At 25.0% G+C, this 25,022-nt stretch carries 24 protein-coding genes; 4 read left to right on the top strand and 20 right to left on the bottom strand.

Going from position 1 to position 25,022, the window contains the following annotated elements; translation table 11 throughout:
- Positions 1-88 precede the first annotated feature (88 nt).
- The 7 genes from carB to BN346_RS17975 all read right to left on the bottom strand — a co-directional run bounded on the left by carB (position 89) and on the right by BN346_RS17975 (position 10,534).
- Entirely contained in the window at positions 89-3,304 is a 3,216-nt protein-coding gene (gene carB, locus BN346_RS18005; RefSeq protein ID WP_040330422.1) for a carbamoyl-phosphate synthase large subunit, read from the bottom strand.
- A gap of 35 nt (positions 3,305-3,339) precedes the next feature.
- Positions 3,340-4,386, bottom strand: a complete 1,047-nt coding sequence (locus BN346_RS18000; protein ID WP_040330421.1) for a carbamoyl phosphate synthase small subunit — start codon at positions 4,384-4,386, stop codon at positions 3,340-3,342.
- Positions 4,387-4,829: 443 nt separating this feature from the next.
- On the bottom strand, positions 4,830-5,720 hold the full coding sequence (locus BN346_RS17995) for a fumarylacetoacetate hydrolase family protein (RefSeq protein ID WP_040330420.1): 891 nt from the start codon (positions 5,718-5,720) through the stop codon (positions 4,830-4,832).
- Positions 5,721-5,738: 18 nt separating this feature from the next.
- Positions 5,739-6,869 (bottom strand): glycerate kinase family protein, encoded by a 1,131-nt coding sequence (locus BN346_RS17990; protein ID WP_040330419.1) that lies wholly within the window; start codon positions 6,867-6,869, stop codon positions 5,739-5,741.
- A 10-nt stretch (positions 6,870-6,879) separates the two neighbouring features.
- The gene (locus BN346_RS17985) at positions 6,880-7,848 is read right to left on the bottom strand and encodes a D-2-hydroxyacid dehydrogenase (protein WP_341350028.1); all 969 of its coding nucleotides are present in this window, start codon (positions 7,846-7,848) and stop codon (positions 6,880-6,882) included.
- 71 nt (positions 7,849-7,919) lie between these two features.
- Entirely contained in the window at positions 7,920-9,086 is a 1,167-nt protein-coding gene (locus tag BN346_RS17980) for an MFS transporter (protein ID WP_040330417.1), read from the bottom strand.
- Between the two features lie 296 nt (positions 9,087-9,382).
- Positions 9,383-10,534: a retropepsin-like aspartic protease gene (locus BN346_RS17975; RefSeq protein ID WP_040330416.1), complete on the bottom strand. Its 1,152-nt coding sequence runs from the start codon at positions 10,532-10,534 to the stop codon at positions 9,383-9,385.
- A gap of 407 nt (positions 10,535-10,941) precedes the next feature.
- Here BN346_RS17975 and BN346_RS17970 point away from each other — a divergent pair, with 407 nt between their 5' ends.
- Complete coding sequence (locus tag BN346_RS17970) at positions 10,942-11,706, top strand: DL-endopeptidase inhibitor IseA family protein (RefSeq protein ID WP_040330415.1); 765 nt, start codon at positions 10,942-10,944, stop codon at positions 11,704-11,706.
- 59 nt (positions 11,707-11,765) lie between these two features.
- Here the strand turns inward: BN346_RS17970 and BN346_RS17965 are convergent, their stop codons facing one another.
- Positions 11,766-12,245 (bottom strand): GNAT family N-acetyltransferase, encoded by a 480-nt coding sequence (locus tag BN346_RS17965; protein WP_040330413.1) that lies wholly within the window; start codon positions 12,243-12,245, stop codon positions 11,766-11,768.
- Between the two features lie 19 nt (positions 12,246-12,264).
- Positions 12,265-12,993 (bottom strand): HAD family hydrolase, encoded by a 729-nt coding sequence (locus BN346_RS20725; RefSeq protein WP_051540501.1) that lies wholly within the window; start codon positions 12,991-12,993, stop codon positions 12,265-12,267.
- A gap of 219 nt (positions 12,994-13,212) precedes the next feature.
- Here BN346_RS20725 and BN346_RS17955 point away from each other — a divergent pair, with 219 nt between their 5' ends.
- Positions 13,213-13,962, top strand: a complete 750-nt coding sequence (locus tag BN346_RS17955) for a 3'-5' exonuclease (protein WP_040330411.1) — start codon at positions 13,213-13,215, stop codon at positions 13,960-13,962.
- A gap of 203 nt (positions 13,963-14,165) precedes the next feature.
- On the opposite strand, the gene BN346_RS17950 is transcribed toward BN346_RS17955, so the two are convergent.
- Positions 14,166-15,110, bottom strand: coding sequence for a hypothetical protein (locus BN346_RS17950; protein WP_051540500.1), 945 nt, complete (start codon positions 15,108-15,110; stop codon positions 14,166-14,168).
- A 267-nt stretch (positions 15,111-15,377) separates the two neighbouring features.
- On the opposite strand from BN346_RS17950, the gene BN346_RS17945 reads away from it, so the two are divergent.
- Positions 15,378-17,021, top strand: coding sequence for a thiamine pyrophosphate-binding protein (locus BN346_RS17945; protein WP_040330410.1), 1,644 nt, complete (start codon positions 15,378-15,380; stop codon positions 17,019-17,021).
- Between the two features lie 35 nt (positions 17,022-17,056).
- Here BN346_RS17945 and BN346_RS17940 read toward each other — a convergent pair whose 3' ends face one another.
- The 10 genes from BN346_RS17940 to BN346_RS17895 form a co-directional block, all read right to left on the bottom strand.
- Entirely contained in the window at positions 17,057-17,944 is an 888-nt protein-coding gene (locus tag BN346_RS17940) for a sensor histidine kinase (RefSeq protein WP_242838455.1), read from the bottom strand.
- Positions 17,945-17,964: 20 nt separating this feature from the next.
- On the bottom strand, positions 17,965-18,708 hold the full coding sequence (locus BN346_RS17935) for an ABC transporter permease (RefSeq protein ID WP_040330408.1): 744 nt from the start codon (positions 18,706-18,708) through the stop codon (positions 17,965-17,967).
- 10 nt (positions 18,709-18,718) lie between these two features.
- A complete protein-coding gene (locus BN346_RS17930) occupies positions 18,719-19,459 on the bottom strand; it encodes an ABC transporter permease (protein WP_040330407.1) in 741 nt (246 codons plus the stop codon).
- The gene (locus tag BN346_RS17925; protein WP_040330452.1) at positions 19,452-20,375 is read right to left on the bottom strand and encodes an ATP-binding cassette domain-containing protein; all 924 of its coding nucleotides are present in this window, start codon (positions 20,373-20,375) and stop codon (positions 19,452-19,454) included. Before BN346_RS17925 ends, BN346_RS17930 begins: the two co-directional genes overlap by 8 nt.
- Positions 20,376-20,574: 199 nt before the next feature.
- Complete coding sequence (locus BN346_RS17920; protein WP_040330405.1) at positions 20,575-21,279, bottom strand: response regulator transcription factor; 705 nt, start codon at positions 21,277-21,279, stop codon at positions 20,575-20,577.
- 115 nt (positions 21,280-21,394) lie between these two features.
- On the bottom strand, positions 21,395-21,634 hold the full coding sequence (locus tag BN346_RS17915) for a hypothetical protein (RefSeq protein WP_040330404.1): 240 nt from the start codon (positions 21,632-21,634) through the stop codon (positions 21,395-21,397).
- Between the two features lie 147 nt (positions 21,635-21,781).
- Positions 21,782-22,225 carry a GNAT family N-acetyltransferase gene (locus tag BN346_RS17910; RefSeq protein WP_040330403.1) on the bottom strand — a complete coding sequence of 148 codons (444 nt, stop codon included), beginning with the start codon at positions 22,223-22,225 and terminating at the stop codon, positions 21,782-21,784.
- Positions 22,226-22,259: 34 nt separating this feature from the next.
- Positions 22,260-22,991: a hypothetical protein gene (locus tag BN346_RS17905; RefSeq protein ID WP_040330402.1), complete on the bottom strand. Its 732-nt coding sequence runs from the start codon at positions 22,989-22,991 to the stop codon at positions 22,260-22,262.
- Between the two features lie 14 nt (positions 22,992-23,005).
- On the bottom strand, positions 23,006-23,464 hold the full coding sequence (locus BN346_RS17900) for a GNAT family N-acetyltransferase (protein WP_051540499.1): 459 nt from the start codon (positions 23,462-23,464) through the stop codon (positions 23,006-23,008).
- 13 nt (positions 23,465-23,477) lie between these two features.
- Positions 23,478-24,050: a GNAT family N-acetyltransferase gene (locus BN346_RS17895; protein ID WP_040330401.1), complete on the bottom strand. Its 573-nt coding sequence runs from the start codon at positions 24,048-24,050 to the stop codon at positions 23,478-23,480.
- Between the two features lie 403 nt (positions 24,051-24,453).
- On the opposite strand from BN346_RS17895, the gene BN346_RS17890 reads away from it, so the two are divergent.
- Positions 24,454-24,942, top strand: a complete 489-nt coding sequence (locus tag BN346_RS17890; RefSeq protein ID WP_040330400.1) for a CarD family transcriptional regulator — start codon at positions 24,454-24,456, stop codon at positions 24,940-24,942.
- Positions 24,943-25,022: the final 80 nt, after the last annotated feature.

Genomic DNA, 25,022 nt, shown 5'->3' with positions numbered 1-25,022 from the left:
ATTTATATTAAAATGTAAAAGAACAGGCTCTGCTTTCTGAGCCTGTTCTTTTTGTGTATCTTAGGTAAGGCAATTATTGCCTTAGGGTTTAGCTATTTATTTGTACTATATCGAAAACTTCCAAGTCACTTACATTTATATTTTCTTTTTTAACTTTAACCATTGCTCTTAGTGTATCTAATGCTGTAATTACTCCTAATCCTTTTTCTATAGCCTCTCTTCTTATAATAAATCCATCTCTATTTGATTCATTACCTTTTGTTGGTGTATTTATTATCATATCCAAAGAATTATTCTTTATAGCTTCTAAAATGTTATTATTTCCTTCTTTAATTTTATTTATTCTTTCTACATTAATATTATTTTCTTTTAATAACTTGTATGTTCCACTAGTTGCTACAAACTTATATCCAAGTTTATTCATTTCTTTAGCTATTTCTAAAAATTCTTCTTTATCATTATCATTTACAGTTGCAAGTATACGACCTTTTTCTTTTTTCATATACATGTTAGCTCCAATAAATCCTTTATATAATGCTTCATTTATATTTCTTCCTACGCCCAAAACTTCCCCTGTTGATTTCATTTCTGGTCCAAGACTTATTTCAACATTTGGAAGCTTTTGTGTTGAAAATACCGGAACCTTAACTGTTACTACATTTGGCTCTTTATAAACGTTAGTTCCATATTCTAATTCTTTAAGTTTTGCTCCAAGCATTACCTTTGTAGCAAGTTCAACTATTGGAACTGAGCTTACTTTACTTATATATGGTACTGTTCTACTTGCACGTGGATTAACTTCTATTACATATAATTCATTTTCAAACTCTATAAATTGAATATTTATCATACCATGTACGCCTATACCTAATGCTAATTTTTTAGTATAGTTTAATATCTTTGTTTTTATTTCATCACTTATATTTTGACTTGGATACATTGTTATACTATCTCCAGAGTGAACTCCTGCTCTTTCTAAATGCTCCATTATTCCAGGAATAAGTACTTCTTCTCCATCACATATTGCATCTACTTCTATTTCTCTTCCAAGCATATATTTATCTATAAGCACAGGGTTTTTACTATCAGATGTAAATGCATTTTCAAGATAATACTTAAGTTCTTCTTCACTATATGTTATCTCCATTCCTTGACCACCTAGTACATATGAAGGTCTTACAAGTACAGGATATTTTAAAAGTTTAGCTTGTTCTAATCCTTCTTCCACATTCCAAACTGCTTTTCCCTTTGGTCTATATATATTAAGCTCTTCTAATAATGCATCAAATTTTTCTCTATCTTCTGCCATATCTATTTGCTCTGCTGTTGTTCCAAGTATTTTTATATTCTTCTCTTTTAAGAATTCAGCTAATTTTATTGCTGTTTGTCCTCCAAATTGAAGTATTACTCCATATGGATTTTCTTTATCTATTATATTTAATACATCTTCTTCTGTTAATGGTTCAAAATATAATTTATCAGATATATTAAAATCAGTACTTACTGTTTCTGGATTATTGTTTATAATTATAGTTTCTATTCCAAGTTTTTTTAGTGCTATTACACTATGACAAGATGAATAATCAAATTCTATTCCTTGTCCTATTCTTATTGGACCAGAACCTATTACTATAACTTTCTTTTTATCACTTACTTCAACTTCATCAAAAGTATCATAAGTTGAGTAATAATATGGTGATACTGCATCAAATTCGCCACTGCATGTATCTACCATTTTATATACGGGCTTTACATTCCAAAGATTTCTTAAGCTGTATACATCATTTGGCTTACAATTTAACATTTTAGCTATTGCTTTATCTGAAAATCCTTTTTTCTTTAAATCATATAACCATTCTTTATTTAAGTCCTCTATTTTAGAAACTTTTAATTTTTCCTCTTCATATACTATATTTTTTATTTTAGCTACAAAGAATCTATCTATACCTGTTATTTCACATACTTTATCTAACATATAGTTTCTTCTTAAAAGTTCTGCTAAAACAAATATTCTTTCATCATCTGCACTTATTACTTTAGATTTTAAATCATCTAATGTTAAATTTTTAAGTTCTTTATGTTCTAATGAAAATTTTTTTATTTCTGATGAACGTATTCCTTTAAGAAATGCTGCTTCAAAGTTACTTCCTATTGACATTATTTCACCAGTAGCCATCATTTTTGTACCTAACTTTTTGTTTGCACTTTTAAACTTATCAAATGGCCATTTAGGGATTTTTACTACTACATAATCAAGTGATGGTTCAAAACATGCATAAGTCTTTTTGGTTACCGCATTTTTTATTTCATCTAAGTCATAACCTAATGCTATCTTTGCAGCAACTTTAGCTATAGGATAACCTGTAGCTTTTGATGCTAGGGCTGAGCTTCTACTAACTCTCGGATTTATTTCTATTACTGCATATTCAAAACTTTTAGGATTTAATGCAAATTGTACATTACATCCTCCTTCAATCCCTATTTCATTTATTATATTTATAGCTGAAGTTCTAAGCATTTGATATTCTCTATCACTTAATGTTTGACTTGGTGCCACAACTATGCTATCTCCTGTGTGTATTCCTACAGGATCTATATTTTCCATATTACAAACAGTTATACAGTTTCCACTTTTATCTCTTATGACTTCATACTCTATTTCTTTCCAACCTTTTATACTCTTCTCTAATAAAACTTGACCTATTGTACTTAATTGTAAGCCACTTTCTAATATAATTTTCAATTCTTCTTCATTATCAGCAATTCCACCACCAGAACCACCTAGTGTATATGCAGGTCTTACTATAACTGGATACCCTATTTTATTTGCAAATTCTATTCCACTTTTCATATCAGTTATAATTTCACTCTCAATAACAGGTTCATTTATTTTGTTCATAACTTCTCTAAAAAGTTCTCTATCCTCACCTTTTTTTATAGATTGTATGGATGTTCCTATTATATTTAATTTATATTTTTCAAGTATTCCTGCATCATGAAGATCTACTGCTAAATTAAGTCCTGTTTGACCACCCATTCCTGCAATTAATGAATCTGGTTTTTCTTTTTCTATAACTTTTTCTAAAAACTCTAATGTTAATGGTTCTAAATACACTTTATTTGCTATTTCTTTATCTGTCATTATAGTTGCTGGATTTGAATTAACTAATACAACCTCTATTCCTTCTTCTTTTAAAGCTTCACAAGCTTGTGTACCTGAATAATCAAATTCTGCTGCTTGTCCTATAACTATTGGACCTGATCCTATTACTAATACTTTTTTTATATCTCTATTTAATGGCATAATAACAACCTCCGAATTTTGAATTTTAAATATTTTTATAGCATTTCTAAGAATTTATCAAATATATAATTTGCATCAAAAGGGCCTGGACATGCTTCTGGATGATATTGAACACTGAATATTGGAAGATTTTTATGTCTCATTCCTTCACAAGTTCCATCATTTACACTAACATGAGTCATAATCATATTATCTGGCAATTTAGTTACTACATATCCATGATTTTGAGAAGTTATATGAATTTTATTTTCTTCTAAATCTTTAACTGGATGATTACAACCTCTGTGCCCAAACTTTAATTTTCCTGTTTCTCCACCTAATGTTAATGCTAAAAGTTGATGTCCTAAACATATACCTACTATTGGCTTTTTACCAATAAGCATTTTTAAGTTTTCTATAACTTCTTCTAAATCCTCTGGATCTCCAGGACCATTTGATAAGAATATTCCATCTGGATTTACTTTTAAGATTTCTTCATAACATGTATTTGCAGGAAATATTGTAAGCTTACATCCTCTTTTTTGAAAACTTCTTAGAATATTTTGCTTTATTCCAAAATCTAATACTGCTATATGTTTTCCATTTCCCTCCAAAGTATAACTTTCTTTTACTGTCACACTTTGAACTGCTTTTTTATTGCAGAAGTTTCTTAATCTTTCGTTTATTTCATCTTCATGTATATTTTCAGTTGCTATTATGCCTTTCATTGTTCCACTATTTCTTAATATTTTTGTTAATGCCCTTGTATCAATTCCTTGAATTCCAATTATATTGTTTTGCTTTAAATAATCCTCTAAATTCATTTCACATCTAAAATTGCTTGGGTCATTGCAAAGCTCTCTAACTATGAAGCCCTTTACTTTTGGATTTTTAGACTCTATATCCTCTAAGTTTATACCATAGTTTCCTATAAGTGGATAAGTCATAGTTACTATTTGTCCATAATAGGATGGATCTGTTAAAACCTCTTGATATCCTGTCATTCCAGTATTAAAAACCACTTCTCCTACTGTATCTTCTAAATTTCCAAAAGCCTTTCCTTCAAATGTCATTCCATTTTCAAGTATTAATTTAGCCTTCATACTAACCCTCCTAAGTATTTCTTATTTTGTCGTCTACGGCATGCTTAAAAGTTAATATATTTCTTTACATACCTTTGTGAAATACACTTAAAGTTAGGATTAATCATTATCTGTTTTGATTTATAAATTATAAATCACATCGCAAATATTCTTTAAAATTACAAATAAAAAAGGATTAATAAAAGATATTATCTTTCATTAATCCTGTAATTCCAAAGTATATTAATCTAGCTTCAAACTATGCAATAAATAATATAGATATAAAACTATATAATTATAGTGCACTAACATACTCCTTACTGGCCTCACAGGACCAATTTAAAGTGTATTTCTAAACTTTATTTATTTTTATAATTTAATTTTTTCTTTAAATAAATTCTAGTTCAAAAGAAATTTTTTGTCAATAACTTTTTTACATTTTCTTAATAATTTATGATATTTTCTTAATTTTCTTCATGAATTTTATTTATAATTGTCCCTATATTTTCTACATAACACTCAACCACATCACTATCCTTAAGATATCTTGGCGGATTAAACCCTTTTCCAACACCTTTTGGAGTTCCTGTTAAAATTATATCTCCTGGCCTTAAAGTAATGCCTTTAGATAAATCACTTATAATATAATCTATATCAAACATCATTTCACTAGTGTTTGACTCTTGTCTAATTTCATCATTAACTTTAGAACATATATTAAGCTTTGGTGGATATGAAATTTCATCTTTATACACTATATAAGGTCCTATGGGACAAAATGTATCTAATGATTTTCCAACAGCCCATTGTTTATGCTTACTTTGAAGATCTCGTGCAGTCACATCATTAGCTACAGTATAGCCAAATATATAATTTTTCACATCTTCCTTTTTTATATTTTTACCTGTTTTACCTATAATTACAGCAAGCTCAACTTCATAATCTAATTCATTTGTAACACTTTTATTGTAAATTATATTTTCATTTGTACCAATTGTTTCACTTGCCATTTTTAAAAAATATATTGGATTTTCAATACTTTCTCTTTTAATTTCTTCTTTACTTAACTCTTTCATATGCTCAAAATAATTTTTACCTAAGCAAAATAAACTTCTTCTTGGCTTGGGTATTGGAGACAAAACTGTAATTTCTCTAATATCTACAAACTTTTCATTTTCATTTTTTAATGATATATATATTTTGTTTTTTATATCTTCAGTAAAATTTTCTATAAAATCATTCATATCTTTAAAATCTTTATTTAAAATGTCTTTAATAAAAACTACTTTATCTTTATCTTTGCTTAAAACCGCTAAATTTTCACTATTTTTATATATACAATTTAAGAAATACATATCTTTTAAAATCCTTTCTTATGCTTTTTTATTATATAAATCTTTGTATATTCTTATAATTCTTTCTGATACATTTTGTAATAAGATTTCACTCTCTTTCATGGCATTCTCTAGAGACATTGGTTTATTTATTATAGAAAATATAGATGTAAATCCTTCCTCATAAAGTTTTTCTATATTTTCTCCAATTGTTCCACAAATCCCTATGGCTGGCACTCCATATTTTTTTGCCATTCTTGCTATTCCTAACGGAGCTTTTCCAAACTGTGTTTGATAATCTATTTTTCCTTCACCAGTAATAACCAAATCACTACTTCTTATTTTTTCTTCAAGATTATTTTTTTCTATAACTATATCTATGCCTCTTTTAAAACAACCATTTAAAACAGCAATTAATGCTGAACCTAAACCTCCTGCCGCTCCTGAACCCTTTATTTCATTAGTTTTAATATTAAGCTTTTCATCTAAAATATTAGCATAATTTATAATAGCACTTTCTAAAATATCAATGTCTTTATTTGTGGCACCTTTTTGAGCTGCAAAAACCTTTGATGCTCCATTTTTACCATATAAAGTATTTTCCACATCACAAGCTACAATTACTCTTGAAGAATGAAGTCTTTCATCCAAAGAATCTAAATCTATTTTTGCTAGATTGTTAAGTGCCTTTCCTCCTAAGTCTATACTTTTACTATCTTTATCTAAAAATCTAGCTCCTAATGCCATTAACATTCCTACTCCAGCATCATTAGTGGCACTTCCACCAATTCCTATTATAAAATCTCTAATTCCTTTATCTAATGCATCTAAAATCAATTGTCCAGTGCCATAAGTGCTCGTTATTAATGGATTACGCTCATTTATATCTAATAAAGTAAGTCCAGATGCTAATGACATTTCTATTAATGCTGTTTTTTCATTAACTATTCCATAGTAACTTATAATATCTCTGTAAAGAGGATCTTTTATAGTTACATATACTTTTTTCCCACCTATAGTTTCAATAAATCCTTCACCACCATCTGATATGGGAACTTTTACAACGTCTATGTCTTTAAATTTACTTTTTATGCCCTTCTCCACTAATTTACAAGCCTCCATTGAAGTAAGGGACCCTTTAAATGAATCTAGTGCAACTATAACTTTCATATTATTAACCTTAACTATTTACTACATTTATAGGTTTTCCATCTATAAATGATTTTAAATTTTCTACTGCTATTTGCATAAGTCTTATTCTAGCTTCTTTAGTTGCCCATGCTATATGTGGTGTGATTATGCAATTTTCTAAACTATATAGTGGATTATATTCTTTAGGTGGTTCCACTCTTAAAACATCTAATGCAGCCCCGCTTATAATCTTTTCTTCTAATGCTAATTTTAAATCTTCTTCATTTATTAATTTTCCTCTAGATGTATTTATTAAAAAAGCACTTTTTTTCATTTTTCTTAAATTACCTATATTTATTATTTCTTCCGTTTCTTTAGTTAATGGACAATGTAAAGATATTATATCAGAATTTTTAAACAATTCCTCGAGTTCTACCCACTTTAAATTTTTTATATCACATTCTTTTTTCTTTCCTCTATTGTAAGCAATAACTTTCATATTAAATGCCATAGCTATTTTAGAAACTTCATATCCTATTCTTCCAAATCCTATAATTCCAATAGTTTTACCACTTAATTCTATAAGTTGTGAATTAGTAAAACAAAAGTCACTTTGATTTGCCCATTTTAAATTTTTTACACTATCACTATGACTTTTTACATTATTACAAAGTTCTAAAACAAGTGCAAAAACATGTTGTGCTACAGATGTTGTACCATAAGTTGGTACATTAGTTACAATGATATTTAAATCTTTTGCATAATCATAGTCGATAACATCATACCCTGTGGCCAAAACTCCTATGTACTTGCATTTAGTTAATTTTTTTAAGATTTCTTTTCTAATTGGCGTTTTATTTGTAATAATTATATCTGCATCCTTAATTCTTTCAAAAACCTCATCTTCCAATGTTCTATCATAACAAATAAATTCCCCTAACTCTTCAAACCCACTCCAACTCAAATCTCCAGGATTTAAAGTATATCCATCTAAAACAATAATTTTCAAAAATATCACCTACCTTAAAAATCCATAGTTAAAAATAGATAATGAACTTTTTCATTATCTATTTTTAACTTTTATTTATATTAATTTTTTAATATTTCATGTTTTATTCTTTTTTTATAAATATTCCATATTAACAAAAGCATAAATACTATAAAATTTAAAATTACCATAATTATTAAAGCTGATGTCATAGATTGTTTTGCTGCTATGCTTATTATTCCATTGCATAATGCTGATATTACATTTGCTACCATGGCATAAGAAGATAATATAGTTGCCCTATTTTGAGATTTTATACTTTCATTCTTAATAGTTTCTGTTATTGGCTGAGTAACTGCAAATGCACCTTCCATCAAAAATATTAAAAGTATTGTTATATATGATACATGACTAAATATTAATCCTATATTTGTAATTAAAATTACTCCTATGCTAATTATATATATCTTTTTAGTTCCTATCTTATTCTTTATATTATGAGCTCTAACTGCTATAAATGTTGATATTTGCATAAAAGCTGTTAAAACACCAAACCATTTCATATCTATACCACTTTTTATATACAATGGCTGATTTAAAAACACACAAACACTATGGGTAGTTTCACCAATTATTGCTAACAAAATAACAAAAACTAATATTTTCTTATTTGATATAGCAGTTTTAAAACTACAATATACACTTTCTCTTTTTTCATGTTTAGTATCTTTAACTTCTTTTAAGAAAAAACTTAATATAAAAACAACAACATAAGCAATTATTGTTGCAAACGCTAATAAATCTAAGGATATTTTCACCATAAATCCACTTAATAATGATGAAATTAAAAAACCAGCTGTTGCAAAAGCATTATACCGTCCAAAAACTTTATCACTTTCTTCATTTTCTACTGACAAATATAAAATAGCACTGTCACATCCAGATATTCCAGATATAGCTAAAGCTCCTAAAACTGCTTCTAATAAAAATATAGAAAATGAATGAGCATAATAAAATGCTATCTTAGATAATAAAAATAATCCAAAAGATAATATAAGTGTTTTTCTATATCCTATTTTATCTCCAATAATTCCCCATGGTAATTCAAATACCATCATAAGAATAACAAATATACTTTCTAATAAAAATATATCACTTAATTGAATTCCTCTATTTAGTCTGTAAATAGTTGCAAATGCACCATAAAAAACTAATCCCTCAAAGAAAGAGATTAAATATAATATATATTTATTTTTTAAATTCTTCATAACCGTCCTCCATATAAAGCTCAACTTAATTATGAATATAAATTTTTAATTCTTCATATTCATTTAAATCGTCTTATTTATTTCTAAACATTTTATTGCATAACAAATAAACCTAAATCTGTAGGTTTAAAAATTTATTTTATTAATACAATTTAATCAATGTTTAGATGCGGTCATAAAGACATTCCCCTTTCTAATATTTAATCAAGAAATATATTTAATTTTCTAAATATTGTCTTTATATAATTTTACTTCATTCTCTATGAAAAATAAAGTATATATTTAAAATTTATTTTTTATTGTCTTTCTACTGAAAACATTTTGTTAGTGTAATCTATAATCATTTTTCCATCTTTTATTATGTCACTTCCAATTATTCCATCCATTATAAAAAACTCTCCAACTGTTTCTAAATCCATACTAATATTCCTATCTTTCAAAACAAATTCTTCATTTTTTATTCTAATTTTTAAATTTCCTACAGTTTTAACTTCCTTTTCTTTATATCCTCCAACACCTCCTATAAATGATGTTTGAAATTTAATGTTTTCTTTGTTTATACTAAAGGTTTCACCTAAACTACATTTATTCGCTCCAGTATCAAGTCCAAAATAAATTGGTTTATTTTCATCATTTAAAATTTTAATAATAGGATATGCAGAGCAAAACATATTTCTATCTTCACAACTAAGTTTTTTAGGTTTTCTTATTTCTATTTTCTCATTTTTATAATCTATAATTACATTCATATCTTTTATTAAATCCCACCCTATAATTCCATCTATTTTAACTATTTCATTAGTTTTAGGATGTTTTAATATTAAGTTTTCAGTAGCTATAATTATCATTATTTGATCATATACTTTGAAGTTTCCAAGTTCTAAACTTGGCACTGTACACATTCTAGATTCTGTACATTTACCTGTAGAAGCTTTAACTTTAACAGTTAAATCATCTTCCATTTTTATATTACATAATTCTGCTGTTTCTTCAGATATTATACTTATAAGTGCTCCAGTATCAAACCAAAATGTTTTATATACCCCATTAATTTTAACATCAATTGTTGGAGAGCCAGATGAACTTAATTTCATTGGAATACTTGCAAAATCACTTAAAAAATTATAATTCTGATTTAACTTTTCATATCTAATTGATATACTTCTGTAATCTTCATCTATTAATAAGTTTTTATCAAGATTTAATCTTTTTATTTCACTCCATTTATTTTGCCAATATAAAATTTGAAATAATATTTTAGTTGCATTATCTTTTATTTCTTTTTCATTGCTTTGTAAATGTAACTTCAATAATATACTTTCTGAACTATCTAAATCCCCTTTTATAAATAAATCTATACCCTTATAAAAGTTCAATTCATCTTCTGTTAGTTGATTTAAATCTATATCATCAAATTTAAATCTTCTTATTTTTTCAATTAAATCCATACCCATCACCTTCTTTAAAATAATATACCTATATCATACCATTAACTTATATTAACATTTAATAGATATTATGTTAATTTAAGAATGCTTTCATCCATTAATATTGTTTTACTAAATTATTAAATATATATAAGAATCAAAGCTTAAGAATTAAATTATTTTTATTAAATTGGATAAAGAAATTATTTAAATAAGTGTTTCTTTAAGAATTTATTTAGCAGACCTTGTTAATTTGCTTTTTTTACCTCAAAACCATATAATCATTTTTTTGACTTAACTTTTATATTTAAGTCAATACTTAGTAATGTGTTAAATATTACATTATGGTTTCAATTTTAAGATTCTATTCACATTAAAATTATTTATTAATATATTACTTAGTGAAGTATACGTTAGGAGTGATTTTCTTGAAAAAATTAATTTGTATTGTTGCTGCAATTTGTACATTAACTTTTGTTGGTTGTGCCAATAATAACAATAAAGTATCTTCTACTAATGGAAAAAAAGTTTTAGCTTCTGATTCATCAGTAAAAAAAGATGTAAATATTGCAAATAAAAATATTTCTAAAAGTGAGCCTAAAAAAAATGAAACAACCCCTGTTAAGGATAAAGCAAGTGAAGTTAAAGTTGAATCTTTAAAAACTACGCCAGTTATTACTAATGAAAATCCTGCTCCAGTTGCACCTGTTCCAGCTGAACATGAAACTACACCTGCTCCTGAGCCAGAAAAAAGTATTTATCCATCAGAACCTGAAATTATGAACTTTATTAAAGGTGCTGAAAATGCCCTTACACCTATATTTAAAGGACCAGCTCTTTACTCTAAAAATCCTTTAATAATAAATAATGTTTATTATGGTGAAGTTACTAATTTTAATTCTAGAGAAGAAATGGCTGATTCATTAAGAGGATATTTTACAGAAGATGTTATAAATAGTATTCTAGATAAATACTTGCTTGAAAAAGATGGTAAGCTATACTTTACTATAGGTCAAGCTGGATTAAGAGTTAATTATGATTCTTGTACTAAGAATTTCTCCTATGATAATAATAAGATAATTGTAAAATTATCATCAAATTATTCTAATTCACCAAATGATATTGTTACAGAAACTAAAACCCTTGAATTTATTAATGGTCAATGGTTATTTACAAACTTTTGGTATGTATAATTTAATTTTTTAATAAACTTAAAGCATATGTATATAATATATACATATGCTTTTAAATTTTACACTCTCATTTCCATCCTTACATTTCGTTCTTTCATCCCCATAAACTTATAAAATTCAATAGCATCTTCATTAAAGCTCCATACATTTAATTGTACTGAGTCTACACATTGTTGTTTTGCATATTCTAATATAAAATTAAATAACTTTTTCCCAATACCTTTTCTTTTATATGCTTGCTTAATACAAAAATCATCTATATATATATACTTACTTTTCACTACTATATCTATATTAGGTGTATTCATTAGTTTTAAATTGCTATATCCTACTATTTCACTATTCTCTAAATTTTCTATGACAAACAATTTTACATCTTGATTATTTAATAAATCTTTAAAATACTCCTCTTTCATGGGACTATCAGTAGCTTTAAATACATCATTTCTATTTTTCACATGTAAATTATGAAGCTCCAACATTAGATTATTTACATCATTAAAGTCACTAAATTTTGCATTTCTCATAATTGTATTCATTTTATAATTCTCCATTTCATCAAATATATATCAATATCTCATCTAAATCTTTCACTTCTTTATAAGGTTCATTTAAAACTTCTTTTTCTTTATTTTTTATATTTAGCCAAATTGCTTTCATACCTACCTTAATTGCTGGTTCCATATCGTTTTTTAAGCTATCACCAACCATAATTGCCTCTTTAGGTGTAATATTCATTTTTTCTAATGCCTTATAAAAAATTTCTTTTTTGGGTTTTCCTAACTTTAAGGAATAGCTAAATATAAACACATCTATAAATTCATATAAACCTAATTTTTTAAAACATTCCTTCATAATTTCATCATAATATGCTGTATTTGATATTACACCTATTTTATAACCTCTATTTCTTATACATTTTAAAACTTCTTTTGTGTTATCATAAGTTACAACATCATCTATATATGGTTTATAAAATATTTTAATAGCTTCTACACATTGTTTTAATGACAGATTAATTTCATAATCATTTAAAAAACTATTTAAATATTCCTCTATTGGATACTCTAAATATGTTTTCTTTCTCATTTCAAAAGCTTTATTCCATTTAACATAGAATTTATTTTCTACATCCTTGTAAGTAATTTTACTGTTCATAGTACTTAAATATTCTGTAAGTAACTTTATTCCTAACTTATCTTTCTCTTCATCACTTCTACCTTTGTGAAAATCTATTAACGTATTTCCCATATCAAAGTATATAACTTTAACATCGCCCATTCTCATATTTATTTAGCTCCAATCCCTTTTATTATAAAATTATTTATTCTATATTCACACTTAAAATCCCTTTTTTCAATGTCTTACATTTTTTGTGTATAAACAAAACTTTAATGTTTTTTAAATTTATTCACAACTTAATTTTTCTTAGTGATATAATATAAGAAAATGAAATTCAATCTTTTTTCTATAGACTTATAAAATTAATTATCTTAGGAGATTTTTATGAATTATATAATATTTGATTTAGAATTTAACCAAGAATATAAATGTACTGAAAAAAATGAGAATACTTTAAATTGTCCTTTTGAAATAATTCAAATTGGTGCAATAAAACTTGATGAAAATTTAAATAAAGTTTCCAGTTTAAATATGATTATAAAACCTAGTTTATACTTAACTATAAATCCAGTTATTGAAAAATTGACTAACATAAATAATAAAGACTTAAATTCAGGAGTAAATTTTAAAATAGCCTATGAGTCTTTTATAAATATGTTGGATTCAAATAGTGTTCTTGTTGTTTGGGGTGTATCTGACATAAAAGAACTTCTTAGAAATATAAAGTTTCATGAATTGGATTACTCATTAATTCCTAAGAAATATATTGACATACAACGCTATGCATCTAAACATTTTAAATATACAAAAGGAAAAAATATAGGTTTAAAAAATGCTATTAATTTATTGGATATATCTTTTAAAGATGAATTTCACAATGCTTATAATGATGCTTATTACACAAGTGAAGTATTTAAAAAACTTTATAACGATAAATTTAAATTTCAAATTTACAACAATAATACTAGAAGAAATTCTAATAGTAACAAAGAAAAATCTTCTGTAGATTTCCATGCTCTAATAAAACAATTTGAAAAAATGTTTAAAAGACCTATGACCACTGAAGAAATTTCTATTATAAAACTTTCTTATATTATGGGAAAAACTAATCAATTTCAAAAGACTAAACACTAAATTTAACTTTTAAGTAAATGTATCAATATTATTATTTAATTATAAAGGTCCAAGCTTTAAAATAAATAATTTTAAAACTCGGACCCAATCAACACTGAAATGGCCTCTTACCAATTTAATTTTTAAACTTATTTTTCACTTTTTAATACATTTAGTATATCTAATGTACCTTTCTTTATCTCTATAATTTCATCAATCTTTAATTAAGCATTTTCTATAAAAGTATAATATTCTTTCTTTAAATTCTTTAAATTTCTTTCATTTAATCTTTTTCTTTCTTCTAAATTATTCATAACATTATTTATTTTAGCTTTTAAATCAACAACTCTTTCTATACCACCATTTATTTCATTTTGTACAGAAATATCCGAAAATATATTATCAAAAAATATATCAAAAGTTTTTGTAAATGAAGATATATTAACATCTAAAACCTCTGTATTCACATATACATCTCTTAATTCTTTATTAAAACTTTCTATTAAATATGAAACTTTGTGTAAATTTTCTGTTGCATCTTCAATTTTACTATGTTTCGCTATTGATGATAAAAAATCTCCTCCCAATATATCTAATGTTCCCCAATTCTTAGCACTTTCAAATGAATTTAGGGCTAATTCTATTTCATCTAAAAGCTCCTGTCCTACTGTTAATGCTTCATTAATTTCAGTTCTTTCCTTTATACAACTATCTTCCATATTTTCATACTCTAATAGTTTAAATTTATTGATTTCTTCATTAGAAAGTTTTATATTTTTAATTTTTTCATCTAAAAGTTCATTATAATCCGTTTCAATATTTTCTAATTCCTTTAATCTTTTTTGTTTATCTTTAATCTTATTTTGAATTTCACTAATTTTAAATTTAAATTCATCATACTTAATTTTTACTTCAATATATTCTTTTTGTTCCTTTTCTAGTTTTTCTTCTCTATTTTTTAATAATTTTGAAAGTAGTGATGCAAATGAAATTCCTTCCAACTTTCTAACATCTTTTTCTTCCTTAACTAAAACTTTTTTTAACTCTTCAAATTCATTTAACTGTTGTTTTAACTCTGAATTTAAATTTTCTATTTTTATCATTAAGTTCTTCTTTAATTCTATGCTCGTTTTAGCCTCTTGAATTTTATTATCAATATTTTCATTCATAATAACTCATCCCCCTTATAAACTAAATATATTATTCATTATATCGAATAATATACTATTATGCTTTAATTAAAGATATACCTTGTTTATATAGTTATATCTTTAATTTCTGTATTTTTTTGCATTTATTTAACGTTTTTTGTATAACTGTAGAACTTTTCCTTAATATAGTTTATTATATAGTAAGTGAAATATTTAAAATTTTGTAAATTTTAAAATATTTTATAAAATAATAATATTTTTTTTAATAGGGGGTATTACTTTAATATGAAACTTACAATTTCACAAGCAATTTTAAAATATTTAGAGGACTTAGGCGTGGAATATATTTTTGGTATTCCTTCTGGAAATACATCATACATATATGATAGTATAACTGACTCTCCAATTAAAAGCATAGTTACTAAACATGAATCTGGTGCAACCTATTCTGCAGCACGTTATAGTGAACTTACAAATAAGCTAGGAGTTGCATTTTTATGTGGTGGTGTTGGTGTTACTAACTCTATTAATGGTATTGCTGATGCTTATATAAATAAATTACCTATGCTAGTTATAAGTGGTGATTCATCCACTAAAAGCAAAGGTAAAGGTGCTATTCAAGAATTATGCACTATTCCTATAACAGAAAGCATAACCAAATATAGTGTTAATATAAAAAATCCTGAAGATACTATAAAAATATTAGATCATGCAGTTAATTTAGCTTTAACTGAACCTTGTGGCCCTGTTCATATATCTTTACCCATGGACATACCTATATTAGAAACTGAATATATAGAACCTAATACTAATTATGAAAAAATTGAAAACGATTTAACAGCAATTTCTAAAGCTGTCAATGTACTTAATAAAGCTAAAAAGGGACTTATATTAGTTGGTAGAGGTGCTAAAAATGTTAACAATGAAATCAATTTATTAGCAGATAAACTTAATTTCTATATAGCTACAACACCTCAAGGTAAAGGTAAAGTGTTACATTCTTCTCCATACTATATAGGAAATTTTGGTTTCTATTCTTCTGATTTTGCATCTAACTACATCAATGATAATGACGTAGATACTGTTTTAGTTCTTGGTTCATCACTTGGAGAAAGCTCAACTCAAAACTTTGATGTTGATTTTTATACAAATAAAACTATTATCCAAATTGATCACTGTACTAAATCATTAGATAAAAAAAGTGTAGAGAATAAACTTGCTGTTAAATATGATATTAAGGATGCGTTAGACTATTTAATTGCAAATATAGATAAAAAATCTTCTAGAGTTGAACCAATTATGGATAAATCTACTTTAAATAAAAAATATATTCAAACTAATAATGGCTTATCTATTAAAGAAGTTTTAGATACATTACCTAAGGTTTTAAATGAAAATACTACTTATTTATGTGATATTGGTGAATTTATGAACTACGTATACAAATTCTTATATTTACCAGATAGTTCAAAATTTATTGGTAGTTTAAATTATGGTTCAATGGGTGCAATTATAGGTGGTGCTACAGGTGCTGCCATTGCAAAACAATCTAAATGTTGTGCTGTAATAGTTGGTGATGGATCATACTATATGAATGGAATGGAAGTTTTAACAGCTAAAGCATATAATCTTCCAATAATATACTTTGTTATAAACAATGCTAAATATAATTATGTTGACCAAGGTCAAAGTTTTGTATTTGGAAGAAGTCTTGATGGTATTTTCTTCAACCGACTAGACATTACTAAAGTAAGTGAAGCTATGGGAATTAAATCATTTAAAGTTTCTAATATAAATGACTTATATAACCTAAAAGATACCTTATATAATATTAATGAGCCTATAGTTGTTGAATTAATAACAGATGGAAATGAAAAAATTGGTGATTGTGATAGATTTAAATCAGTGAAAAAAAGCGTATTAAAATAACAAAAATAGCTACTTTTTAGTAGCTATTTTCTTATTTATAATACCCATCTTATAGATATTATAAGTTTATCTTCATCTTTTTTTGCATAGATTATATGTCCTTGTTTTTCTACCAGCTCCCTAGCTATAGCAAGTCCTAATCCTGTGTTTTGACCACTTCTCATCCTGTCTACAGTAAAAAATCGTTCAAATATTCTCTTTGCATCTTCTTCACTTAATTCTTTTGCATCATTAGAAAACTCTGTTAAAATATATTTATCAAAACTTTTTAATTTTATTTTTAAACTTCCTTCTGCATGCTTTAATATATTTTGTATAAGATTTGTAAATATCCTATTAGTAGCACTTTTATCTCCATTAATTAAAGGTATATTTTCATCTATATCTATTTTAGGTTCCAATCCTCTTCTTTCAAATTCATCATAAAATCCAAGTAAAAGATTGCACAAAATAGACGATATATTTATTTTTTCTATACAAAAATTATACTCATTAGCCTGTAATCTAGATAAATCATAAAAATTTGAAATTAAAGCCTTTAAAGATGCTGATCTATTTTCTATTATTTCAATGTACTCTTTCTTTTCTTCCACTAATATATTGTCATCCTCCAAAAGTTGTATATATCCCATTATTGATGTTAATGGTGTTCTTAAATCATGAGACATATTAGCAATAGCTTGTCTTAATTCTAAATCCATTTCTTTATACTTAACTTCTGTAGATTTTTTTAATTTTAATGTTTTATTAATTTCGCATAAAAAGCTCTCAAGATTTTTATTAGGAGACGAAATTCTTAAAACTTCATTTGTATCATTTTCATTAATCTTTTTTAATTTTTTTGTCAGTTTTTTTATCTCTACATTTTGTAAAATCAATTTCCACAAAAGTATTCCTAATAATATTATTAGTACATATATCATATATATCTCCAAACTTTAAATTATCTTATCTCTACTTTTTGAAAAAATATAATCCCTAACATAGTGAAAAATATTGTAGTGATAATTCCTATTATAAATGCATGAATTATACTGGTTTTGCTTGCATATGGCTTAGTAAGCATAACTAAATTTTCATAAATACTTAAATTACTTATAAATTCAAACTTATTAGAAACATTTTGAATTAGAAAGTCTTCTATTTTTTGAGGTAAAATTAATAATATTACATATATAGAACCTACTATTGCCTCATTTCTTATAATTATAATTAGAAAATTAATAATGGAAATTCCTCCTACATATAATGGAATACAAGCTATAAATCTTTTTATTAAGTCATATAACAAATTGACATTATATCCATCTCCATCTTTCAACAAATTAATTGAAAGTAGAAAAATACAAAAGCAAATAGTTGCTACTATTATACACACTACAATTTCAATTATAAATTTACTTAAATATACTTTTCTCCTGGATATATCAAAGGAAATTATATTTTTAAAAGTAGAAGTTTTATACTCTTCAAAACATAATAATGAGAAAATCCCAGTGAAAATAAAAGTAATATTAAAAACTATGGGGCAAATAATTTCAATTACATAAACTTTAAATCCTATATATGGATCATTTTTAAAAATAAGTTCCACTAAAATTATCAAACCACATAAAATAGTGGTAATTATATAAACTAGTGGATTACGAACAACTTTATACAATTCTGCTCTAATTAAATTTAACATATTTAAATTCCTACTTTACATCTTGTCTCCTATATAAAATAACTGTAATAGCTGTGAATATAATAGTATAGATAGTTCCTATTACCACAGCATTAATTAATTGCTTACTTGAAGCATATGGCATTTGAACATATTCAAGTGGTGATTCTAATAAAAATTTATATAGTAATTTAAATTTATCTGATACCATTGTAGATAATAGATAAATTATCTTAGAACCTAATATAAAAACAAAATAATAAATTAAACAAGCTACACCTTCTTTTCTTGTTAAAACTATTAAGAAATTAACAAGAGCAATCCCTGCTATAAATATAGGTGTTGAAGCTAAAAATCTCATTATAAAATCTAAAACAAATTTTTTTGTATATCCATCACTATTATCTAACATACTAATAGATACAAGAAGAACTATAATACATATAGTTGCTGCAAATATAGCTAATACTATTTGTACAATAAATTTACTAAAATATATTTTTGTTTTTGATATTTTAGAACTCACTAAATTTTTAAGCGTACCATCTTTATATTCTTCTGAAAGTACACAGCCAAAAATCATTACTAAAGTTAATATCATTCCAAAACATCCACCTGTCATAGTTAGCGCAAATTGTTTTGATGAATATTGTCCTGAATTTTTAAGCATCATCATAACAGCTATTACACCTATTGAAAGTGTCAATATTATTCCATATATAAATGGTCTTTTTGAGTACTTATAAAGCTCTGCTTTTATCATTTTAAGCATTATGCTCACCCCCTACTAAGTTTAAAAAATATTCTTCTAAATTACTTCCTATTTTTTGTAGTGAATAAACCATAATACCGTTTTCTACAAATGATTTATTTATAATATGCGACTCTTCTAAATAATCGTATATCTTTATCAAATTACCATTTAACACTTCATAATTTTCACATTTAAATTTACTTTCTAGTATTGCTGATGCTTTTTCTAAATCATCAACTTTTATAGCTAAACAATGTTTACATTTATCTAATAACTCTTCACTAGATATTTCCTCTATTAATTTACCATCATCTATAAATCCATAACAACTTGCAAGTTGTGAAAGTTCTCCTAAAATATGACTTGATATTAAAATTGTAGTATTTTTAACTTTATTAAGCTTTAATAGTGTTTCCCTAACTTCTTTTATCCCCATAGGATCCAATCCATTAATAGGTTCATCTAATATAAGAAAGTCTGGATTACTCATTATAGCAAGTGCTAGTCCTAATCTTTGTTTCATTCCAAGTGAAAATCCCTTAAATTTTTTGTTTCCTACATCTTCAAGTCCTACAAATTTTAAAGCTTCATCTACTGCATCTTTTTCCACAATTCCTCTTTGCAATCTATAATATTCAAGATTTTGTTTAGCACTTAAATAAGGATAAAATGCCGGTGTCTCTACAATTGAACCTACTAGTCCATGTTTTTCTAATTTTTCTTTTTCAGAAGTTGCATTGAATAATTCAAACTCTCCTGAGCTTTCTTTAGACAATGATAAAATCATTCTTATTATTGTTGTTTTTCCTGCTCCATTTTTTCCTACAAGACCATATATATCACCTTTTTTTATAGTCATATTTACATTATCAACAACAGTATTATTTCCATATTTTTTACTAAGATTCCTTGTTACAAGTATATCTTCTCTCATTTCCATCATCCTTTCTTCAATCCACCTACCATTGATTTCTACTTTGCATAAGCTTTGAAATCATTTGATAAAGTTTAAATCTAAATTAAATTTTTAATTTACTTTCTTGTATACTAAATAAAGACGTCTTATTACCATATTTTTATTGTAGTATACAAGAAACAATTTAACTTAAAGAAAAGATTAAGAAAGTCTTAAGTTATTCACAAAGTTTAAATCCTATACCCCAAACAGTTTTTATGTATTCGTTATCACTATCAACAATAGATATTTTAGATCTTAAATTGCTCACATGTACATTTACAGTATTGTCATCACCTAAAAAGTCACTATTCCATACATGTTCAAATATATTTGCTCTTGAAAAAACTTTCTTAGGATTATTAAGTAAAAGTTCCATAATTGAAAACTCTTTGGCCGTAAGTTGTATTATTTTATTGCATACAGTTACCTTAACTTGTTCTTTATCTAAAATTAAATTTTTATAAGTTAAAATTTTAGTTTCTTCTTCATCACAATGTGAAAACTCTGTATATCTTCTTAATTGTGCTTCAACTCTTGCTACTAGTTCATTTACATCAAAAGGTTTAGATACAAAATCATCTGCACCCATTTTCAAAACATTTATCTTATCTTCTTGAGCACTTTTAGCTGATATAACTATTATAGGCATTTTCTTAATTTTTCTTATTTCTTCTATTATAGCTTCACCTGTAAGTCCTGGAAGCATCAAATCTAATATAACAAGTTTATAATTAAACATATCTAAATACATTTTTGCTTCAGTACCTGAAAAAGCTTGTTTTACACAATACCCTTTCTTAGTTAAAATTTTATAAACTAATCCATTTATATCTCCATCATCTTCTACAACTAAGATATTTGTATTTTTCAAATTTATCATCTCCTTACATTAATTAACTCACAATATTTATTCCATTATACAATAAAAACAGGTTAATATTGTATATTAACCTGTTTTTACACATATTAAAAATTATTAACTACAAAAATATAATTTAATAATTAATATCTGCAGCTTTTACATTATCTTTATTTTTTGAACTACATGGTGTAACACCATATGTCATTTGACACTTTGGACACTTATCAACTAATTTAGTCATTATAAATATATTATTACAAGAACACTTTATTTCATGTGGCACAGCTAATAACATCTCTTCCTTACCTTTACTTCTAACTAAATCTACTATAGCTTTTCCATCATTAGATATATTTGAACATCCACAACTCATTTGTTATTCCTCCTAAACACTATAGAAATACAAGTTTAAACATGAATAATTTCATTTTTAAGCTTGAATTCCTATATGATCTTTAATAGTTATATTATAAATACTATTTATTAATTTATAAGTATCCTATGTTACTATTTATTAGTTTTATTTTTCAAAAAACATTTCTACATGTGGAATATTATCTTCCAAGTAAATATCTGATACAACTTTAAATCCTAAGCTTTTATAAAATTCTAATAAATACTGTTGTGCAGATATTCTTATTCTATCTTCCTTAAGTTTATCTTCTATAAATAACATTGCATAAAGCATATTTTTTCTAGCAATTCCTTTTCCCCTATAATTTTTTTTTACTAGTACTCTACCTATAGATACTTCATTATAAGAAACACTTTTTTCTAAAACTCTTAAATATGCAACTATATTTTCATTATCATAACTTAAAATATGATATGATTTAAAATCCTTATTATCACAATCTTGATAAGCACAATTTTGTTCTACAATAAAAACTTCATTTCTTAATTTTAATATTTCATATAATTCTATATTAGTTAAATCATTAAATCTTTTTACAACTATTTTCATATAAAAATTCCTTTACTCATATACATAAAATATATTAATTAGTTTTAAAATAATCATGACATTTTTTTATCCAAATATTTTCGTGTTCTTCACTAGTTACCACTCTTTTTGATAAGTCTCTTACATTATATATGCCATCTTTTTCACACCAACTTATACATTCTCTAAAAAACTTTTCATCTACATTATCCTTTTCAAAATATCCATACACATAAGAAAATCCTTTTAAATATGCACAAACTAATCTAGAATGACCATCTATAGAAACTATTTTATCATCTATTTTTACACAAGAAATTATTATATCTTCTGGATTTTTAACCCATGAATATACTCTGTCTAACTTTTCTTTATCAACAGTTAGCTGTTCTGGTTTTATGTCTTCAATGTTTATTTTAAAAACTTCTATACTACTATCTATTTTCTTTATATAATTTTTATCTTTTACAAATCCATTATTTTTAAGTAATTTATCCATAAATTCATCTTCATTTTCTTCATAAATAATTTCTTTGATATACGGATTCCAATATAATACTTCCTCTATCATTCCATTTAAAATTTCATTTGATTTACATTTTCTCAATATATTAAGATTTAATATTCTTGCAATATCAAAATTTAATATATTGTACTCTAATATTCCTAAAAAATCATCACTTTCTTCACATATAATAGCAGTGCTCCGTTTAAAACTTTCCTCATACTTTAAATACTCTATTTGATCCTCTTTTGCTCTATAAAACTCTATAAAACTATCCACCATATCCTAAACCCTCATTATAAATTTATACTAAGTCTTATCATATCTATACATCTAATATCATTTTCAAATATTTCCTCATCATAATTCAATTTAAAATAATCTTTATATATGCCATTAATTCTAAAACCACATTTTTGATATAACTTCAGCTGATTTATACTAGAATTGCCGGTTCCAATCTCTAATAATTTTGCATTTTCTTCTTTTGCAAAATTAATTGCATGAAATATCAATTGTTTTCCTAATCCTCTTCCTTGATATTTTTCATTTACTGAAATATTCATTATTTCCATTATATCTTTTTTAATATTTAAAATTGAATATTGACCTACTAATTCATTACCTAAGTAAATACCATAACAAATGCACTTGTCTATATATTTTTTTATCATATCATAAGATGGATCTGCCATTAATAATAGTTCACTTAACCCTTCCTCATCTTTATCCAATTTTTTTATGATAAAATTCATTTAAAACTTCTCCTTAATATATTTGATTTAAATTTACAATTTTCTTTATATAGCTATTTTTAAATTCATTTGACAATATATCCATAACAATTATGTCATACTTTTCTCCAGCAATAATTTTTCCTTCTCTTAATGCTCCAACTTCCTTAAATCCTACTTTTTTATAACAATTAATAGCTCTACTATTATAAGAATAAGTTTTTAACTTTACACTATTAAAATTTAATATATTGAAAGTAAAATCTAACATTAAATTTAATGCATCACTACCATATCCTTTTCCCCAATAATTTTTATTACCTATAAAAATCCCTACTTCTGCACTTCTATTTATATAATCTATTTGAAAAAGGCCTACACTACCTATAGCCTCATCATTTTTCTTATCCACAATTGCAAAATTAAATTCTTGTTTTGATAAATTTTGTAACATTTCTCTTTCTATAAATTCATTAATTTGCTTTTTCACTAATCCTAAATTACTAGATACTTCTATATCATTAATCCATTCTGCATATTTTTCACAATCTTCTGGATTCATTGGTGATAAATAAACCATTTCCCCTATTAGTTTTTTGAAATACATAGTATTCCCCCCTTATATTATGAATTTTGTAATTTTTTACATTGTATCATTTTATTTTAAATTTATAAAGTAATTTTACAATAAAATTATTATTGACATGCCATTACATACTATGATATTATAAAAAATTTGATTATTTTTTTTATTATGTTATAATTAAACTATAAAGAATTTATTTATAAAAAAATACGTAAAAACTTTTTTTTCAATTCATTTTAAATATATGTAAAATGAAATTGAAATTACTTCAATTCTAGTTTAGCTTATATTTTACATATAAGCTAACTAAATCATCCAACATAATTAGATTTAATATAGTTTTTTAATTTTTAAATATTTTAAAAATTTTCTTACCTTTTAAATATCATTAATTTAAAACCAAATTTTATAGGAGGTGCTTTTTTTGTTTAAAATAGGCGATAAAATTGTATATCCAATGCAAGGTGCAGGTATAATTGAAGACATAGAAGAAAATGTTTTTGGTGGTGAAAAAAAACAATATTTCATAATTAGAATATTAAATAATAATATGAAACTAATGTTACCAATAGACAACATTGAAAAATCTAATGTTCGTTCAATAACTAGTCCTTCAGATTTAGAGGAAACTTTATCTAGCATAAATGATTCAGAATCATCATTAGATGAATCTACAAATTCTAAACAAAGATATCAAGCTAATGTAGAAAAAGTTAGATCTGGTTCTTTTGAAAAAGAACTAGAAGTATTTTCAGATTTGAGTGCTATAAATAAAAATAAACCACTTAATACTAGCGAAAAACAATTACTAATGAATACTAAAAAATTCATAATTGATGAAATAGCTTTAAGTAAAGATATAACAGAAAATGAAGCTAATGATTTATTAAATAATGTAATTTCATTTGAATAAATAAATTTTCATTTTTGATATAAAGTTTATATATCTAATATAAACTTTAACCTTTTATTTTCATTTAATAAAATACATAT

Origin of the sequence: Clostridium ihumii AP5 (genome assembly GCF_000612845.1) — a bacterium.
GTDB lineage: Bacteria > Bacillota > Clostridia > Clostridiales > Clostridiaceae > Clostridium_J > Clostridium_J ihumii.
Note: the sequence above shows the minus strand (reverse complement) of the source record. Positions and strands in the feature narration are given on the sequence as shown.

Bases quoted from the DNA above. Each gene is read 5' to 3' on its own strand.
- carB (WP_040330422.1), bottom strand. From the start codon at position 3,304: ATGCCATTAAATAGAGATATAAAAAAAGTATTAGTAATAGGATCAGGT.
- BN346_RS18000 (WP_040330421.1), bottom strand. From the start codon at position 4,386: ATGAAGGCTAAATTAATACTTGAAAATGGAATGACATTTGAAGGAAAG.
- BN346_RS17995 (WP_040330420.1), bottom strand. From the start codon at position 5,720: ATGTATTTCTTAAATTGTATATATAAAAATAGTGAAAATTTAGCGGTT.
- BN346_RS17990 (WP_040330419.1), bottom strand. From the start codon at position 6,869: ATGAAAGTTATAGTTGCACTAGATTCATTTAAAGGGTCCCTTACTTCA.
- BN346_RS17980 (WP_040330417.1), bottom strand. From the start codon at position 9,086: ATGAAGAATTTAAAAAATAAATATATATTATATTTAATCTCTTTCTTT.
- BN346_RS17975 (WP_040330416.1), bottom strand. From the start codon at position 10,534: ATGGATTTAATTGAAAAAATAAGAAGATTTAAATTTGATGATATAGAT.
- BN346_RS17965 (WP_040330413.1), bottom strand. From the start codon at position 12,245: ATGAATACAATTATGAGAAATGCAAAATTTAGTGACTTTAATGATGTA.
- BN346_RS20725 (WP_051540501.1), bottom strand. From the start codon at position 12,993: ATGAGAATGGGCGATGTTAAAGTTATATACTTTGATATGGGAAATACG.
- BN346_RS17955 (WP_040330411.1), top strand. From the start codon at position 13,213: ATGAATTATATAATATTTGATTTAGAATTTAACCAAGAATATAAATGT.
- BN346_RS17950 (WP_051540500.1), bottom strand. From the start codon at position 15,110: ATGAATGAAAATATTGATAATAAAATTCAAGAGGCTAAAACGAGCATA.
- BN346_RS17945 (WP_040330410.1), top strand. From the start codon at position 15,378: ATGAAACTTACAATTTCACAAGCAATTTTAAAATATTTAGAGGACTTA.
- BN346_RS17940 (WP_242838455.1), bottom strand. From the start codon at position 17,944: ATGATATATGTACTAATAATATTATTAGGAATACTTTTGTGGAAATTG.
- BN346_RS17935 (WP_040330408.1), bottom strand. From the start codon at position 18,708: ATGTTAAATTTAATTAGAGCAGAATTGTATAAAGTTGTTCGTAATCCA.
- BN346_RS17930 (WP_040330407.1), bottom strand. From the start codon at position 19,459: ATGCTTAAAATGATAAAAGCAGAGCTTTATAAGTACTCAAAAAGACCA.
- BN346_RS17925 (WP_040330452.1), bottom strand. From the start codon at position 20,375: ATGAGAGAAGATATACTTGTAACAAGGAATCTTAGTAAAAAATATGGA.
- BN346_RS17920 (WP_040330405.1), bottom strand. From the start codon at position 21,279: ATGATAAATTTGAAAAATACAAATATCTTAGTTGTAGAAGATGATGGA.
- BN346_RS17915 (WP_040330404.1), bottom strand. From the start codon at position 21,634: ATGAGTTGTGGATGTTCAAATATATCTAATGATGGAAAAGCTATAGTA.
- BN346_RS17910 (WP_040330403.1), bottom strand. From the start codon at position 22,225: ATGAAAATAGTTGTAAAAAGATTTAATGATTTAACTAATATAGAATTA.
- BN346_RS17905 (WP_040330402.1), bottom strand. From the start codon at position 22,991: ATGGTGGATAGTTTTATAGAGTTTTATAGAGCAAAAGAGGATCAAATA.
- BN346_RS17900 (WP_051540499.1), bottom strand. From the start codon at position 23,464: ATGAATTTTATCATAAAAAAATTGGATAAAGATGAGGAAGGGTTAAGT.
- BN346_RS17895 (WP_040330401.1), bottom strand. From the start codon at position 24,050: ATGTATTTCAAAAAACTAATAGGGGAAATGGTTTATTTATCACCAATG.